Below are 15,396 nucleotides of genomic sequence, written 5' to 3' on the forward strand. Positions count from 1 at the left end.
GGCTATTCCTCCCCTCGAGCGGCGGCCAGCGCCTGGGCCAACGTAAAGTTGCCCTCGTAGAGCGCACGACCGGTAATGGCACCTTCAATCGCGCCCTCACCCACCGCGGCCAGTGCGCGGATGTCGTCGAGCGCCGAGATGCCGCCCGAAGCCACGACGGGAAAGCCCGCGACCTCGGCCACATGGCGATACGCCGCTACGTCGATGCCCGTCTGCATGCCGTCGCGCGCGATGTCGGTATACACCAGATGCTTAAAACCCAGCTCGGAAAGCTGCGCCACGGCGTCGTCGAGCGCCACACCCGCACCGTCACGCCAGCCATTCACCTTGACCTGACCGTCGCGCGCGGCAATGTCTGCCACCAGCAACTCGCCAAAGCCTTGGGCTGCCACTTCGGCAAAACCCGGCTCGGTCACCAGCACGGTGCCCAGCGCAATACGGCGAGCACCATAGCCGGCCAGCTCGTCGATGCGCGCGAGCGAGCGGACGCCGCCGCCCACGTCCACAGACAGGCCGTCGACGCCGCAGATAGCCTTTATCGCCGCCGAGTTGGCAGCGCACGTGTCCTCGTCCTCGCCAAAGGCAGAAGACAGGTCTACGACGTGCACCCAGCTTGCGCCCTGCTCGGCAAACGAGCGGGCAACGGCAACGGGGTCGTCGGAATATACCTTGCAGCGGCTCCGGTCGCCGCGCTCCAGGCGCACAACCTTGCCGCCGATCAAATCGATTGCGGGAAACAGAATCATCGGCCGGCCCCCTCGACGATGCTCACGAAGTTCTTAAGGATGCGCTGACCCAGCGCGGAGGATTTCTCGGGATGGAACTGGCAGCCCCACACGTTGCCGTGGCGCACGATGCACGGGAAGCTCCGCGTATAGTGCGTGCGCGCCAGCACATCGGCGGCATCGGCATCGTCGGCCACCGCGTAGCTGTGGGTGAAGTACATGTTGGCACCCTCGGCAAAACCAGTAAGCAGCGGATCGGCCGCACCGGCGGGCGTCATGTGCACCTGGTCCCAGCCCACGTGCGGCACCTTCAGGCGACTCGATTTCAAGCGCGTGCACGAGCCACGCATAATACCCAGGCCATCGACCCAGGGACCGCCAGCCTGCTCGGGGGTGTTGCCATCGGCAACCGCGCCCTCGTCCGCAGGCACGCCCTCGTTGCCGCGCTCAAAAAATAGCTGAAGGCCCAGGCAGATACCGAGTAGCGGAGTTCCGGCGGCGACGGCATCGAGCACCGCGTCGGCCTCGCCGCTCTGGCGCATAAAGGCGATCGCGTCATAGAACGCGCCCACGCCCGGGATGACCAAGCCGTCGGCGTTACGGATCTGCTCTGGGTCGTCCGACGTGCAGGCGACGGCACCGGCGCGCGCAAGCCCGCGCACAACGCTCGACAAGTTGCCCTTGTGGTAGTCGACCACCACGATCTTCGGTTCGCCCACGCGACCCCTCCACTTCTCATCATCCAAAACCACCACAAAGGTGCCTGTCCCCTTTGTGGTGGTTTTACCCTTGTAACGGTTACAGCGATCCCTTGGTGCTGGGGATGCCCTGCACGCGGGGATCGAGCTCGCAGGCGTGGCGCATCGTGCGGCCCACGGCCTTAAAGGCAGCCTCGATAATGTGATGCGAGTTGCTGCCCGCCAGCTCGCGCACGTGCAGCGTGAGCTTGGCGTCACGCGCAAAGGCGTAGAAGAACTCGACGGCCAGCTCGGTATCGAAGCTGCCCACGCGCTCGGTCGGCACGGGCAGCTCGCAGTAGGCCTGCCCGCGGCCCGAAATATCAACAGCAGCCATCACAAGTGTCTCGTCCATGGCGATCGCCGCGTCGGCAAAGCGCGTAATGCCCGCCTTGTCGCCCAGCGCCTGGCAAAACGCCTCGCCCAGCACAATACCCGCGTCCTCGACGGTGTGGTGCGCATCGACCTCCACGTCGCCCACCGCGTGCACCGTCAGATCGAACAGACCATGGCGGCCAAAAGCGTTGAGCATGTGGTCGAAAAACGGCACGCCGGTCGAGATATCGCACACGCCGCTTCCGTCCAGGTCGAGCTTTACGACAATGTCGGTCTCGCCCGTCTTGCGGGTCACCTCGGCATAGCGGTCCATCTACATCTCCTCCTTCACCAGCGCGGCAAACGCAGCCAGCACCTCGTCGTTTTCCTGCGGGGTACCCACGGTAATGCGTAGGCAGTCCGCGAGCCCCGGCGCGTAGCTAAAGTCGCGCACCAAAATCGAATACTCGTCGCGCAGACGCTCGCGCACGTGCGTGGCATGCGGCGTGCGCACGAGCACAAAGTTCGCCGCGCTCGGCCACGCCTCCACGGGCAGACCCTCGGCAGCCATTGCGTGCAGGGCACACAGTTCGCGCTCCCGCTCGGATGCAACCTGTGCCACCACGGGTGCGTAGGCATCGCGGGCACGCACGCAGGCAAGCGCGGCGGCCTGGCTCAGCACGTTAACCGAGTAGATCTGGCGAATCGCCGCAAACGCATCGATGACCTCGGGCGCCGCGATCACATAGCCCAGACGCGTGCCGGCGGCGCCAAACGCCTTGGACAGCGTATGCAGAATCACCAGGTTGGGATGCTCGGCGATAAGCCCCTGCGCCGTGGTAGCCGCGCCAAACGAATCGTCCGCAAACTCAACGTAGGCCTCGTCGACCATGACCATGCCGGGGCACGCATCGCACAGGGCCGCGACAAAGTCGAGCGGTGCCACGTCGCCCGTGGGGTTGTTGGGCGAAGTCACGATGGCCAGGCTGCACTCCGGCGCCGCGGCAAGCACGGCTGCCTGGTCGAGCTCAAAGCTCGCCGGGTCGCGCCACACGTCGCGCACCTCGGTCTGACAGAGCGATGCAAAGAACGCATACTCGCTAAAGCACGGCGGGCAGTTGAGCAGGGTCCGTCCCGCGCCGCCAAACGCCAGCAGGTAGTTATAGAGCAGCTCGTCGCCGCCGTTTCCCACGCAAGTATTCTCGCGCGTCACGCCATGCCAAGCAGCCAGCTCGTCGCGCAGCTCGTTGGACATGGGATCGGGATAGCGGTTGAGCGGTGTGGCAGCCAAGGCCGCGTCGATCGCCTCGCGCACGCCAGCGGGCACGGGATAGGTGTTCTCGTTGGCCGAAAGATTGATGCGCGTGGGCGTAAAGTTGGGATCGTAGGGCTCAATACCGGCCAAGTAGGGCTGGACGAGCTCCTTCATGCGCGGCGTGAGTTCGGCCATGTTAAGCCTCCTCGCCGGTCGCGCCAGCGCCATCCGAGCCTGCAGCCGCCAGGTCCACGCCCTCGGCGACCGTCACGGTCGTATCACCCGGCCAGGCGACCTTGGTCAGGTCGGCCGCAGCCAGCGACGCAGCGCTCACGGCATCCTCGCCCTGCTCCAACACGCGGCGACGCAAAGCGGCGGAAAGCGCGTGCGCCCACAGGCCCTCGGCCTCGGCCAGGCGCTGCGTCGCGGGAGCGTCGGAGAGCAGGCCCTCGGGTGTATAACAAATGACACTCGAGCGCTTAACGAACTCTTCGACCGAAAGCGGGTTGGAGAACATGGCCGTACCGCCGGTCGGCAGCGTGTGGTTCGGGCCGGCAACGTAATCGCCGAGCGGCTCGGAGCTCCACGCGCCCACAAAGATGGCGCCGGCGTTGCGAATGCCGCCGAGCAGGCCCATCGCATCCTTACAGTGCAGCTCAAGGTGCTCGGGCGCCACGGTGTTCACCGCCTCGACAGCGGCAGCCATATCGGCGGCCACCACGATGGTGCCCTCGTTATCGAGCGAGGCACGCGTGATCTCGGCACGCGGGGACTGCGCCACCAGAATATCGATACCCGCCTCGACCTCGCGCGCAAACTGCTCGTCGCAGGTCACCAAATAGCAGGCTGCCAGCGGATCGTGCTCGGCCTGAGCCATCAGGTCTGCCGCGACCACCATGGGCTTGGCCGTAGCATCGGCCAGCACGCAGACCTCGGACGGGCCGGCGACCATGTCGATTCCCACATCGCCCGAGACAATCTGCTTGGCCGCCGCAACAAAGGCGTTACCCGGGCCGGTGATTTTGTCGACGCGCGGAATGGTCTCGGTACCGTATGCCAGCGCGGCCACGGCCTGGGCGCCGCCCACCATATAAATTTCGTCCACGCCGCCGAGCTTTGCCGCGGCGAGCGTGTAGGGGCTGATCAGGCCGTCTTTTTGCGGCGGGGTCACCATGACCACGCGCTTAACGCCGGCGACCTTGGCGGGAATGGCATTCATAAGCACCGTGGAGGGATACTGTGCGCGACCGCCCGGCACGTAGATGCCGGCCGCCGCGAGCGGGGTCACTTTAACGCCGAGCATCGTGCCGTCCGGGCGCGTGGTAAACCAGCTCTGCTCGACCTCGCGCTGGTGGAACTCACGAATCTGGCGCGCGGCCTTCTCGAGCGCGGCGACAAAGGCCGGATCGAGGCCTTCGAGCGCGGCATCGACCTGCTCTTGCGGCAGACGGAAGCTCTGCAGCTCGACACCGTCAAAACGCTGACAGTAATCGCGCACCGCGGCATCGCCGTTGGCGCGCACGTTAGCCACGATATCGCGGGCGGCGTCGACGATGCTTTGCGGCAGCACACCCTTGCGGTTGAGCTGGTTGGTAACGAGGCGCTCACCGGGAGCAAGCTTGATGGTCTTCATATCGGAATCCCCTATCGGTCGAGGTTGAGTTCGAAAAACGAGAGGCCGGGCGGCGGCGCCAATCGGCCCGCAGCCCAGACGTTGGGACGCCCGTGCGTGCTCGCGCTATTGTGCCGAGCCCGCAACGGGCTCAAAATGCTTGTCCTTCACGGCCGCTGCCAAGCGATCTGCCAGATTACGCACGCGCGGATCCAGGCGCGCAGCACCCGGGTTGACGAAGAAGCGGGCCGTACAGTCCATAATGCGACCGGTGATGACCAGGTCGTTGTCGCGCAGCGTGGCGCCCGTGGCAGTAATATCCACGATGCGATCAGTCATGCCGACGATGGGGCCCAACTCGATGTTGCCGTGCAGCGAAACGATGTCGGCGTTCACGCCGCGCTCGGCATACCATGCACCCGCGATGCGCGGATACTTGGTGGCCACGCGAAGCGACCCGCGGCGAGTATAGTTGCGCTCGGCCTGACCGGCGCGCCATGCGGGCTCCGCCTCGATAAAGGTGCACAGGCCATAGCCCAGGTCGACCAGCTGCAGCAGGTTGAGGTCTGCCTCGATGAGCGAGTCCCAACCGCAGATGCCGCAATCGGCACCACCGCAGCCCACAAAGGCAGGCGCATCGCTGGGACGCACGATGACAAACTCGATATCGCCGACCGCGCCCTCGCCGGCACGCGTGTCGCGGCCGCGCACGATCAGGTGACGGCCGGGGTCACGCAGCTCGGAGACGTCCAGGCCCGCGATCTCAAGCACGTCGAGCGTGTCGGCCTTAAGCGAGCCCTTGGGCACGGCAATGCGCAGCGGGCCCTCGGCGCCACGGCCCACGGCGTGGTCGCCATCGGAAGCGGCATCCTCGGCCGAGGTGCGCGCGGCCTCCAGGCGCTCGAGCGAAAAGGCGAAGCCCGCCGCCGGCACCTCGATACCGTCGCCAAATGCGCCGGTAAAGATGGAGTCGTAGCGACCGCCCGAGCCCACCGGATCGGGCAGGCCGCCGGCATAGGCCTTAAAGACCAGGCCCGTGTAGTAATCGAAAGAGTTCATGATGGAGAAGTCGAATGACAGCACCTGGGCGTCCTCGGGTGCCAGGCCCTCGACCAGGGCACGCAGCTCGCGCGTCAGCGGCGCGACAACACCGGCGGTCTCCAGCAGCGCGTCCACGCGGTCGAGCACCTCGGCACCGCCGTGCAAACGCGGCAGCTCGCTAATGGCGGCCTTGACGGCATCGGACTCGGTGCTTGCCGCCACGCGGGCATCGAGGCCCACAAAGTCGTTGGCGTGCACGCAGCGCAGGGCCTCAGCGGCCAGCTCGCGATCCTCACACGCCGCGAGCAGCTCCTTAAACGGACGCACGCTACCCGCGATAATGTGCGCATCGGGAAGTGCCAGCTTGCGCACCGCCTCGGCCACGAGCGAGACGATCTCGACATCGCCCGCGGTATCGCCCGCACCGATAAGCTCAAAGCCCAGCTGTGTAAACTGGCGCGAGCCACCGGCATTGCGCTGACACTCGCGAACCACCGGCGCCTCGTAGCGAAGGCGTAGGGGCAGGTCGGCCGCGCGCATGCGGGTCGAAACCAGACGCACGATCGGCAATGTGTTGTCGGAACGGACCACCAGCAGGCGGCCGTCATCGTCAAAGAGCTTAAACGGCGTGTCCGCAATGCGGCCGCCTTCCTCGAGCGAACCCTTGTCCTCGAGCAGCGGCGTCTCGACCGGAAGGTAATGATGCTCCCTGAAGCAGCCCTTCACCGTCAGCGCAATCTCCTCGCGCGCCTGAGCCTCCTCGGGCAATATGTCCCGGAATCCCCACGGTGTGGCCGTCATCTGGTGAGCCTCCTCATGCTGTGTTTCGTATGGAACAGAAGACCGGCATAGCTCCGCCGGTCTTCTGGGTACTTTAGCATACTAGAGTGTTTGCGGGGAGAATCGTCCTCCTCGGCTCACACCGTATTCATTTGGAAACATAGGGCGAGCGGTTAGCAGCAGTCTCTTGTCGCAACGCAAAAAGGGCGCCCGCGCAAATGCGGACGCCCTTGTGCAGGGTCGAGATATCAACCAGCCAAGATATCGGACCCGTGACCAGCTCTTAGTAGTCGAACTGGTGGTAGTAGCGGCGGTACTTGAGGTTGTGCTTGGTGACCAGCTCGTAGTTGCGCGCGAGGCGGTCGGTGGTCAGCACGGACAGGATCCAGGGGGACACGATGACGCGGAAGTCGTCGTCCAGGCCCGGGATCGCGTACTCGGCGGTGTCGATGATGACGTAGTCCTCGTCGCCGGTCACGCCGCTGGTGAGGAAGGCGCGGACGCGCTCGTCGAGGGCGCGGCACTCGTCCTCTCCCATGAACAGGAACACCGGGACGCCGGGCTCGAGCAGCTCGAGCGTGCCGTGGAAGAAGTCGTGCGAGGTGATGTGGCGGATGCGCTTCCACTGCATCTCCTCGAGCAGGCACATGGAGTACAGGATGGTCTCGCCCCACAGCGCGCCCGAGCCGATGAACATGGTGTAGTCGGCCAGCGCGTACTTCCTGGCGAGCTCCTCGGCGCGCGGCTCGAAGCGCTTGCGGATGTCGAGCATGTCCTTCCAGACGTCCTTCGTCTGCTCGATGAACAGGTCGAACTTGGGGAAGCAGCCGCGGCGGTTGAGCAGGCGCAGGCCGAAGCAGTCGGCGAGGTAGTAGCCCTTCTCGCAGCCGCCGGCGCCGTGGTCGGAGGCCATCATGACGCAGTTCTCGGCGCCCACGGCCTGCCCGATCTTGCCCTCGGGGTTGGTCATGGCGAAGACGCGCACGCCCATCTCCCTCATCTTGCCGACGGCCTCGAGCACCTCGGGGGTGGTGCCGGACTCGGAGGCGGTCAGCACGACGGATTTGTCGGTCATGCGCTTGTGGCCCATGACGTTCCACTCGGCGGCGTGGATCAGGTAGACCTCGAGGTCGCGGTCGCCGAACTTGTTCATGAGGTACTCGAGCTGCATGAACTCGTCCCAGGTGCCGCCGACGCCCATCAGGAAGACGGCGTCGTAGCCCTCCTCGTGCACGCGGTCGGCCAGGGCGGTCATCTTCTTGCCGGCCTCGTAGACGTTCCTGCCGTCCTCGAGGTAGCCCTCCTGGTCGAAGTGCATGATCTCGATCTTCTCGGTCTCCTTCATGTGTGTCCTCCCATCACATGTGCGCAATTCTATACATCGCGCTTCTTGCTGATACCAATTATAGCCATACGATTGCTTGTTATTTAATACCAATCCAAACTCACGGAGATTTGCGGCGAACGGTCGGTTTCCTCGCCCGAGTGGTATTACAACGCCAATAGTTGTCTATTTCGAGCGCTACTGCCAACGGGTTCCCCACAACTCGCCAGCTATAAAAGCGTTGCGCCAGACCCGCCCAAGCGTTTCCGGCGCAACCGCGCAGTTTAGTTATTCGGCTTCCATCTCCGCTGTCACACGGCGATACATCTCGATAACCTGAGTCGTCGCCTTGGACGGATCCTGATAGTAGCGGCCATCACACGTCTCGGCCGAGACATAGCCCGTATAGCCGTGGCGCATGAGTGCCTCGAGGTCGGCACGCATATCACGCTCGCCGTCGCCCCAGGCAAGATGCGTCGTGCCGCCGCCCACATCTACAAAGTGGGTGTGAACGATCTTGTCGCCCAAAACCTCAAAGTAGCCGTCGATCGTGTCGCCGGCAACTTCCATGGCGCCAAAGTCGATACAGGCCTTCAGGTTGGGACGATCGACCGCCTCGAGGATGCGCGCGACATCCTGTGCGGTGTTGACCAACACGGACTCCGACGGCTGCAGGGCCTCGAGCGCGACGCGAATACCGCGCGTATCGGCGTAGGCGCACACCGAGCGCAGCATGGCAACGCTGCGGGCCCAGGCGTCCTCAGCCGGCTCGTCCAGATAGGCCCAACCACTCGTCACCAGAATCTGCGGCACGCCCAACTCAACGGCAACGTCGATCACATTCTTAAAGTACGAGAGGATGCGTTTTTGGCCCGCCTCACCGCGCACCGCGACGTTCCACGGCTTGGGGTTGTTCTGCTCGGGGCACACGCACACGATCTTGATACCGTATTGGGCGGCAAGATCGCGAATCTTATCCACCGAATCGTGCTCATGGCAATCCACATACAGGTGCATCGAGCCGGTCCACAGCTCGATATTGCGATAGCCGGCCTCACCTGCAGCCTTAAAAAACGTCTCGATGCTGTAGTAACGATGGTTGATGTTCATGAGCGAAAGCTCGGGTACGACCATAGCCCTCCCCTTTCGTACGGAGTTTTAAAAAACAGGGGGCCGCCGCAGATGCGACAAGCCCCCAAAGATCGACGCAACCGTTAGACGCGATGGAAGCGCGATTCGAACATATTAGGCAAGCACGCCAAAGTAAGCGCCGATGATGCCCACGACCATGGTGCAGAGGATCAGGACCATCGGGTTGATCTTCTTGGAGAGCAGCCAGTAGTAGAGCCAGAAGGCGGCCATACCGAGCATACCGGGCATGATGCCGTCCAGGATGTCCTGGAGAGTCTGGGCGGAGTCGCCCTGACCAATGGCGATGGGCAACGAAGCCCAGAACATGTCCTTGCTCATGGCGCCGACGACCATGACGCCGACAATGCCGACGCAGGCCATGATCTTTTGCATCAGGCCGGTCTTCTGAGCCTCGTCGAGGAAGCCAATGCCTAGCTCATAACCCTTGATAGCGCCAAAGATACGAATCAGGAACGCCGGGATGTTGTAGACGAGCAGGAAGGCGATGGGGCCAAAGACGTTGCCGGCCTGGCACAGGCTGATGCCCACGGCAGCGGCGACGACGCGCAGGGTGGACAGGAAGAAGGAGTCACCCAGGCCGGAAAGCGGACCCATGAGGGCGGCCTTGATGTCGTTGACGCTCTCGGGCTCAACCTCGCCACGAGCGACCTTTTCTTCCATGGCCATCGCGATGCCACCCACGAAGGGAGCGAGCTGCGGGGTGATGTTGAAGAATGCGCTGTGACGGTGCAAGGCCTCGGCGTAATCATCGGGACGGCCGGCATAGATCTTCTTGAGCATGTTGGCGACCATCAGGCAGAAGGCAATGTTCATCTGCTTGTAGTAGGTCCAGGAGAATTCCATGCCCAGGGCGCCGGTGTTCACGGCGCTCTTAATGAGGTCGGAGCGAGTAATCTGGTTCTCGGAATTAGAAGTCATCGTCCTCATCCCCTTCCACAGAAAGCTGGGACTGGGCGCCACCAAGGCCCAGCAGGTCGTACTTGTCGATGCCGATGATGATTGCGATCAGGGCGACGCCGAGGACGGGCACGTTGGCATAGGAGCACAGCAGGAAGCCCAGGAAGTAGAACGGCACGAGCTGCTTGGTAAGCACCAGACGGCCGAGCATGGCGAAGCCCATGGCAGGCAGGATGTTGGCTGCGACGCCAAAGCCATCGAGGACGAACGTCGGGATGAAGTCGAGCAGGCCCTGAACGGCGTCGGCACCCAGATAGAAGGAGACCGAGCACAGGATAAAGGCCAGGACGACAATCACGAGACCGATAATCCAGTGCATAGCGTAGATACCCTTGAGGTTACCCTTGCTGGCAAAGACGTCGGCACGGTCGACCAGAAGGGGCATACCGGCGTTGACGACGTTCTTAATGGCCAAGCACAGAGTGGCGATGGGCATCGCGAGCGCGATAGCGGCCTCGGTGCTCTGACCCAGCTGAATAGCGAAGGCGCAGGCGAGCACACCGCCAATACACTCATCGGGCGGCACGTAAGCGCCGATGGAGATTGAACCCATGAAGAGCAGCTCGAGGCTCGCACCGATGGCGAGGCCGGACTGCAGGTCCCCGAGGACTATGCCGACGAGCGGGCACAGAACGATCGGGCGGAACGCATAGAGCGTACCGAGCTGATAATCGAGCTTACCGAAGGCAGCGATAAGTCCGATGAGGATCGCTTGAACAAGCATTGTTCCTCCCTTTGATCCCTCTTGGATCCGCGCGGCGATTCCCGACTTGTCAGCGCGCCCTTTTCCATGCCGACAATCGCCTAGACAGATCCAGCTTGTACCGGTGTGCTGTTAACACCTAAACCGGTGCAAATGATTTGATACCAATTATATAGTCATGAGAAAACTATTTAATACCAATCGCTCAACGGGCGTGTACTCCCGGTGAACGGTAGATGGGGGTAACGGGTAAAGCGTTTATCCGGTACGCCCACGAATAGGGGCGGCGCCGTGCGCGCCGCCCGTGGTTCCCAATTAGAGGGCGCTTAGGGCATCGACCTTGGGGTCGTCGGCCAGAGCGCGAATCTCGACCTCGACACCGCGGCCGACGAGCTCACGAATGTCCTCTTCCTCGGTAGCAGTCACAAAGATCTGGCGGGAGATCTTACGGGCATCGGGACGCTGCTCGTCCTTGGACTTGGTGTTGCCCAGGTTGATGGAGGTGATCTGCGGGCAGCCGTCGACAAGCTGCTTGGCCTCGGCGATGCTGGCGACGCAGATGATCATCTTGTACTTATCGGTAACACCGGAGTTGATGGCCTCGATGGCGTGCTCCATGTCCTTGATGACGAGCTTGACGTTGGCCGGCTTTCCCATCTTGAGCGTAGTCTTCCAGACGGGATCGTTGGCAACCTTGTCGCCAACGCAGAAGATGCAGTCAGAGCCCAAGCCCTGGACCCAAGAGACGGCCACCTGGCCATGAAGCAGACGATGGTCGACGCGAAGCAGTTGAATCATGATTGACCCCCAAAGGTCTCATGCCGGAAACCCGGCCCCATTAATAGCAGGCGGTGACTAGAACTCTTCCTCGTCATCCGCATCGGTCAGCAGGTCGTTGACAAACTTGACGCGCGTGTCGTCAGCCGCGAGGATCTCGCGGATAACCTGATCGGCGGGAGCCTCCTGGTCCGAAAAGAGCAGCTGGATCAGCAGCGGCAGATTCATGTTGGCAACCAGGTAGGTGTTGGGGCGCGTCTGGACGATCTTGGTGAACTCGTTGTTGACGCTGCCGCCAAACAGGTCGGTGCACACGATTACGTCGTCGGCGGGGTCGAAGGTCGCCAGGAGCTTGGCGGCCTCCTCGGCGACGTCGGTGCGGCCGTCGACAAACATCGACAGGTCGTGGACGTTATCGCGCGCGCCCGAGAGCAGCTCGGTGCTCTCCTTGATGCCGGTCGCAAAATGCGCGTGGCTGGCGAAGATGTATTGCCTCATTGCGGTTTCCCCCAAATGAAATTAGTAGTCGAACTGGTGGTAGTAGCGGCGGTACTTGAGGTTGTGCTTGGTGACCAGCTCGTAGTTGCGCGCGAGGCGGTCGGTGGTCAGCACGGACAGGATCCAGGGGGACACGATGACGCGGAAGTCGTCGTCCAGGCCCGGGATCGCGTACTCGGCGGTGTCGATGATGACGTAGTCCTCGTCGCCGGTCACGCCGCTGGTGAGGAAGGCGCGGACGCGCTCGTCGAGGGCGCGGCACTCGTCCTCTCCCATGAACAGGAACACCGGGACGCCGGGCTCGAGCAGCTCGAGCGTGCCGTGGAAGAAGTCGTGCGAGGTGATGTGGCGGATGCGCTTCCACTGCATCTCCTCGAGCAGGCACATGGAGTACAGGATGGTCTCGCCCCACAGCGCGCCCGAGCCGATGAACATGGTGTAGTCGGCCAGCGCGTACTTCCTGGCGAGCTCCTCGGCGCGCGGCTCGAAGCGCTTGCGGATGTCGAGCATGTCCTTCCAGACGTCCTTCGTCTGCTCGATGAACAGGTCGAACTTGGGGAAGCAGCCGCGGCGGTTGAGCAGGCGCAGGCCGAAGCAGTCGGCGAGGTAGTAGCCCTTCTCGCAGCCGCCGGCGCCGTGGTCGGAGGCCATCATGACGCAGTTCTCGGCGCCCACGGCCTGCCCGATCTTGCCCTCGGGGTTGGTCATGGCGAAGACGCGCACGCCCATCTCCCTCATCTTGCCGACGGCCTCGAGCACCTCGGGGGTGGTGCCGGACTCGGAGGCGGTCAGCACGACGGATTTGTCGGTCATGCGCTTGTGGCCCATGACGTTCCACTCGGCGGCGTGGATCAGGTAGACCTCGAGGTCGCGGTCGCCGAACTTGTTCATGAGGTACTCGAGCTGCATGAACTCGTCCCAGGTGCCGCCGACGCCCATCAGGAAGACGGCGTCGTAGCCCTCCTCGTGCACGCGGTCGGCCAGGGCGGTCATCTTCTTGCCGGCCTCGTAGACGTTCCTGCCGTCCTCGAGGTAGCCCTCCTGGTCGAAGTGCATGATCTCGATCTTCTCGGTCTCCTTCATTCCCGCTCCTTTCACGAGCAGTTTGAATTGTCGCACGGAATGAACAGGCTTGCCGCCCCGTCGCACCGCTTAACCTTGTGGACATCTTGGCCCCAAGCTCAACAATTCAAAGGTTCTTAATACCAGTGAACGATTACAGGTTAGCCGTTTTTAATACCGATTTTATGATTTCATCCTCCCCTCTCGGTAGACGGTCAGTTTTTGCCGCTCATCGGTCAAGCGACATATATCCGTAAAAACGAGCGCCCCCGCCATGCGCAGGGACGCCCTAGACGCTAATAGTTGTAGGTATATCCGCCGGCGTCGCCGCGGGTAAAAGACTTGGCATGCTCGATTGCCTGCCCACTCGAGTCATAGGTCAGGCCTTCCAGCACGAGCGCCAGATCGCCCGGTTCAAGATTGAGCAAACTCGCATCGCGTGCGCCCAGCGCCTCGATATCGAGTTTCTCTACCGACTGATCTGGCTTGCGTCCCAACATATCGTAGGTCTCGAACAGGCTGAAGACCGAAATGTCCACGTCTTCGATGCCCGGAAACAGCAGGCACGGAATCAGTGTCATCTCGATCGATACGGGCTCACCATCGATGCAGTTGAGGCGGCGCACCGAGTAAAGCAGATCGTCCTCGGCGATGCCAAACAAGTCGGCATAATACGGGCCGGCGTAGCGTTTGGAGCGCGCCAGGATGCGCACCGACGGCGTCGCGCCCGATGCCAAAACCGACTGGCGGAAGCCGCCCTTGCGTTCGTGCTCGTCAAACCACTTGTGTCCCACAAAGGCGCCTTTGCCCTGCACGCGACGGATCTGGCCACTTTTGACCAGCTCGTCCATGGCGCTTCGGATTGTCAAGCGTGTCGTGCCAAACTCCTCGGCCAGCTCGTTTTCGGACGGAATCATCGAGCCCGTCGGGTAGTCGCCGCGCTCGATTCGCTCCGCAATGCAGCGGCGAATTTGTTTGTAAACCGGCAAGTCTTCTACTGCATCAGCCATTCGACACCCACCTTCGTCGCAACGCCGTCTGCCTCGCCGTTATCGGCAAAACGATACTTGGTCGGCAGAATCACGGACTTGCAATACTCGACAAAGCCATCGTTCTCGTCACGCTCGTGCGAAGCCTTGTAAAACACCGGCGTGCCCTCCTGAGCACCCAGCAACTTGGCCTCGTCGGCGTTCAGACGGCTGATGGAAATATGCTCCTTGCCGTGCGCCACATGGACATTCCCCTCTTTGAGCAAAACGTCGTAGAGGCTTTCCTGCTCAAAATCGTGATCGGGAAGCGAGGGGCACAAAGACAGATTGACGTGAGCCGTCTCAATCGACGCCGGGGAACCATTAACCACGCGCACGCGCCGAATGCAGAAGAGCGGCATGCCCAGGTCGATCTGGGCTTTTTGGGCCAGATCGATATCGGCGTACACGACCTTGGACCAAACCAGGCGTGCGGTCGACTTTGAACCAACCCTCTCCACCGCCTGCGTATAGTTCCATGTTTCCTGAAAGATATTCAGCGGTTTGGGAGGACACACATAGGTGCCCGAACCGCGACGGCTTTCCAAAGTTCCGCACGAAATAAGACGCGTGATCGCAGCGCGCAACGCCGTGCGCGACACGCCCAGCTCTTCACAGAGCACACGCTCGGCGGGCAGCCGGTCACCACCCTGCAGGTCATAATGTTTGATATACCAAAGAATGCCCTCAAAGGCGCGATCTTTGGGCGGAATCGCATATGGTTCACTCGACATGGGCAAGGCTCCTCAACCGCTTGATGCTGCGGGCATCATTGCTCCGGACGCCCCATGGCGTCGAAGGCTTCTTTGATCTGCTCCGCAACGTTCCGATACGATCGATATAGGCCGGAGTCTCGCTTGACTTCGCCCGCGGTCACCGGAATCTCAAGCTTCGAAATCTCATCCTCGCCGGTTTGCACGGCAACGATGACACCCATACCAAGGCATATATTACGCTTGGCAGCGTTGTTTTTGGTAGCCTGAGCTGGATTAATCAAAATCTGCTGAGCTAGTTCGCGCTTGCTAACCTCCGGCACATCCTCGGGATTTCCGGTCTCGACAATCTCGCACTGCAGCACGTCCGCATAGTCAAAGATCTTCGGCTCGCCGCCGCGCTGATGCACGGCCCACTTGCGGCGCGTGGCATCCTGGTAGATGGCCGGCAAAAATGTAAACCGCGGCGGGTCCAAAATCGTATCCGTGATGGTAAACACATCGGGATCAAAGGCATCCTGCGGGTTTTTCTTCTTGAACAGCCCCATATCAGCCTCCCGTACTAGCATTAAACAACTCAAGCTGAATATAGCACCAATTTCAAGCCGCTGCCTTACCCTATCGGTGCGCGGCGTCTAAGGCTCGCCCAGCGGAAGAGTTAACGGACGAGGGCCGGGGTGCCTGCCTTGTTTTGAGAAGTGGGCTCCGCGAACTTCT

Annotated in this window: 16 protein-coding genes; all 16 read right to left on the reverse strand. The window is 62.2% G+C overall.

Translation table 11 applies throughout. From position 1 onward, the window contains the following. Positions 1-2 precede the first annotated feature (2 nt). Positions 3-746, reverse strand: a complete 744-nt coding sequence (locus GXM19_RS06870) for a 1-(5-phosphoribosyl)-5-[(5-phosphoribosylamino)methylideneamino]imidazole-4-carboxamide isomerase (protein WP_006235890.1) — start codon at positions 744-746, stop codon at positions 3-5. Next, positions 743-1,444, reverse strand: coding sequence for an imidazole glycerol phosphate synthase subunit HisH (locus GXM19_RS06875; protein WP_040359809.1), 702 nt, complete (start codon positions 1,442-1,444; stop codon positions 743-745). The genes GXM19_RS06870 and GXM19_RS06875 overlap by 4 nt, the downstream gene beginning before the upstream one ends. A gap of 79 nt (positions 1,445-1,523) precedes the next feature. Beyond that, on the reverse strand, positions 1,524-2,111 hold the full coding sequence (hisB, locus tag GXM19_RS06880) for an imidazoleglycerol-phosphate dehydratase HisB (protein WP_006235888.1): 588 nt from the start codon (positions 2,109-2,111) through the stop codon (positions 1,524-1,526). After that, a complete protein-coding gene (hisC, locus tag GXM19_RS06885; protein ID WP_040359758.1) occupies positions 2,112-3,227 on the reverse strand; it encodes a histidinol-phosphate transaminase in 1,116 nt (371 codons plus the stop codon). A 1-nt stretch (position 3,228) separates the two neighbouring features. Then, the gene (gene hisD, locus GXM19_RS06890) at positions 3,229-4,665 is read right to left on the reverse strand and encodes a histidinol dehydrogenase (protein WP_006235886.1); all 1,437 of its coding nucleotides are present in this window, start codon (positions 4,663-4,665) and stop codon (positions 3,229-3,231) included. 105 nt (positions 4,666-4,770) lie between these two features. Continuing rightward, the gene (gene hisG, locus GXM19_RS06895; protein WP_006235885.1) at positions 4,771-6,486 is read right to left on the reverse strand and encodes an ATP phosphoribosyltransferase; all 1,716 of its coding nucleotides are present in this window, start codon (positions 6,484-6,486) and stop codon (positions 4,771-4,773) included. 262 nt (positions 6,487-6,748) lie between these two features. Next, positions 6,749-7,810, reverse strand: coding sequence for an SIS domain-containing protein (locus GXM19_RS06900; RefSeq protein WP_006235878.1), 1,062 nt, complete (start codon positions 7,808-7,810; stop codon positions 6,749-6,751). 267 nt (positions 7,811-8,077) lie between these two features. Next, positions 8,078-8,923 (reverse strand): sugar phosphate isomerase/epimerase family protein, encoded by an 846-nt coding sequence (locus GXM19_RS06905; protein WP_006235884.1) that lies wholly within the window; start codon positions 8,921-8,923, stop codon positions 8,078-8,080. 111 nt (positions 8,924-9,034) lie between these two features. Next, positions 9,035-9,868, reverse strand: coding sequence for a PTS system mannose/fructose/sorbose family transporter subunit IID (locus GXM19_RS06910; RefSeq protein WP_006235883.1), 834 nt, complete (start codon positions 9,866-9,868; stop codon positions 9,035-9,037). After that, positions 9,849-10,622 (reverse strand): PTS mannose/fructose/sorbose/N-acetylgalactosamine transporter subunit IIC, encoded by a 774-nt coding sequence (locus GXM19_RS06915; RefSeq protein WP_006235882.1) that lies wholly within the window; start codon positions 10,620-10,622, stop codon positions 9,849-9,851. Before GXM19_RS06915 ends, GXM19_RS06910 begins: the two co-directional genes overlap by 20 nt. Positions 10,623-10,916: 294 nt before the next feature. Continuing rightward, entirely contained in the window at positions 10,917-11,399 is a 483-nt protein-coding gene (locus tag GXM19_RS06920; protein ID WP_006235881.1) for a PTS sugar transporter subunit IIB, read from the reverse strand. Positions 11,400-11,456: 57 nt separating this feature from the next. Continuing rightward, positions 11,457-11,876 carry a PTS sugar transporter subunit IIA gene (locus GXM19_RS06925; protein WP_006235880.1) on the reverse strand — a complete coding sequence of 140 codons (420 nt, stop codon included), beginning with the start codon at positions 11,874-11,876 and terminating at the stop codon, positions 11,457-11,459. A gap of 21 nt (positions 11,877-11,897) precedes the next feature. Continuing rightward, complete coding sequence (locus tag GXM19_RS06930; protein ID WP_006235878.1) at positions 11,898-12,959, reverse strand: SIS domain-containing protein; 1,062 nt, start codon at positions 12,957-12,959, stop codon at positions 11,898-11,900. A 275-nt stretch (positions 12,960-13,234) separates the two neighbouring features. Further along, positions 13,235-13,948 (reverse strand): GntR family transcriptional regulator, encoded by a 714-nt coding sequence (locus tag GXM19_RS06935; protein WP_006235877.1) that lies wholly within the window; start codon positions 13,946-13,948, stop codon positions 13,235-13,237. Then, positions 13,933-14,700, reverse strand: coding sequence for a GntR family transcriptional regulator (locus tag GXM19_RS06940; RefSeq protein ID WP_006235875.1), 768 nt, complete (start codon positions 14,698-14,700; stop codon positions 13,933-13,935). The genes GXM19_RS06935 and GXM19_RS06940 overlap by 16 nt, the downstream gene beginning before the upstream one ends. Before the next feature lie 35 nt (positions 14,701-14,735). After that, positions 14,736-15,227, reverse strand: a complete 492-nt coding sequence (locus GXM19_RS06945; protein ID WP_040359756.1) for a hypothetical protein — start codon at positions 15,225-15,227, stop codon at positions 14,736-14,738. Positions 15,228-15,396: the final 169 nt, after the last annotated feature.

Source organism: Collinsella aerofaciens ATCC 25986 (genome assembly GCF_010509075.1).
GTDB classification, from domain to species: Bacteria; Actinomycetota; Coriobacteriia; order Coriobacteriales; family Coriobacteriaceae; genus Collinsella; species Collinsella aerofaciens.

Excerpts from the sequence above, each read along its gene's own strand:
- GXM19_RS06920 (WP_006235881.1), bottom strand. The coding sequence starts at position 11,399 with ATGATTCAACTGCTTCGCGTCGACCATCGTCTGCTTCATGGCCAGGTG.
- hisG (WP_006235885.1), bottom strand. The coding sequence starts at position 6,486 with ATGACGGCCACACCGTGGGGATTCCGGGACATATTGCCCGAGGAGGCT.
- GXM19_RS06900 (WP_006235878.1), bottom strand. The coding sequence starts at position 7,810 with ATGAAGGAGACCGAGAAGATCGAGATCATGCACTTCGACCAGGAGGGC.
- GXM19_RS06935 (WP_006235877.1), bottom strand. The coding sequence starts at position 13,948 with ATGGCTGATGCAGTAGAAGACTTGCCGGTTTACAAACAAATTCGCCGC.
- GXM19_RS06945 (WP_040359756.1), bottom strand. The coding sequence starts at position 15,227 with ATGGGGCTGTTCAAGAAGAAAAACCCGCAGGATGCCTTTGATCCCGAT.
- hisD (WP_006235886.1), bottom strand. The coding sequence starts at position 4,665 with ATGAAGACCATCAAGCTTGCTCCCGGTGAGCGCCTCGTTACCAACCAG.
- GXM19_RS06915 (WP_006235882.1), bottom strand. The coding sequence starts at position 10,622 with ATGCTTGTTCAAGCGATCCTCATCGGACTTATCGCTGCCTTCGGTAAG.
- GXM19_RS06925 (WP_006235880.1), bottom strand. The coding sequence starts at position 11,876 with ATGAGGCAATACATCTTCGCCAGCCACGCGCATTTTGCGACCGGCATC.
- hisC (WP_040359758.1), bottom strand. The coding sequence starts at position 3,227 with ATGGCCGAACTCACGCCGCGCATGAAGGAGCTCGTCCAGCCCTACTTG.
- GXM19_RS06930 (WP_006235878.1), bottom strand. The coding sequence starts at position 12,959 with ATGAAGGAGACCGAGAAGATCGAGATCATGCACTTCGACCAGGAGGGC.
- GXM19_RS06905 (WP_006235884.1), bottom strand. The coding sequence starts at position 8,923 with ATGGTCGTACCCGAGCTTTCGCTCATGAACATCAACCATCGTTACTAC.
- GXM19_RS06940 (WP_006235875.1), bottom strand. The coding sequence starts at position 14,700 with ATGTCGAGTGAACCATATGCGATTCCGCCCAAAGATCGCGCCTTTGAG.
- GXM19_RS06910 (WP_006235883.1), bottom strand. The coding sequence starts at position 9,868 with ATGAGGACGATGACTTCTAATTCCGAGAACCAGATTACTCGCTCCGAC.
- GXM19_RS06870 (WP_006235890.1), bottom strand. The coding sequence starts at position 746 with ATGATTCTGTTTCCCGCAATCGATTTGATCGGCGGCAAGGTTGTGCGC.
- hisB (WP_006235888.1), bottom strand. The coding sequence starts at position 2,111 with ATGGACCGCTATGCCGAGGTGACCCGCAAGACGGGCGAGACCGACATT.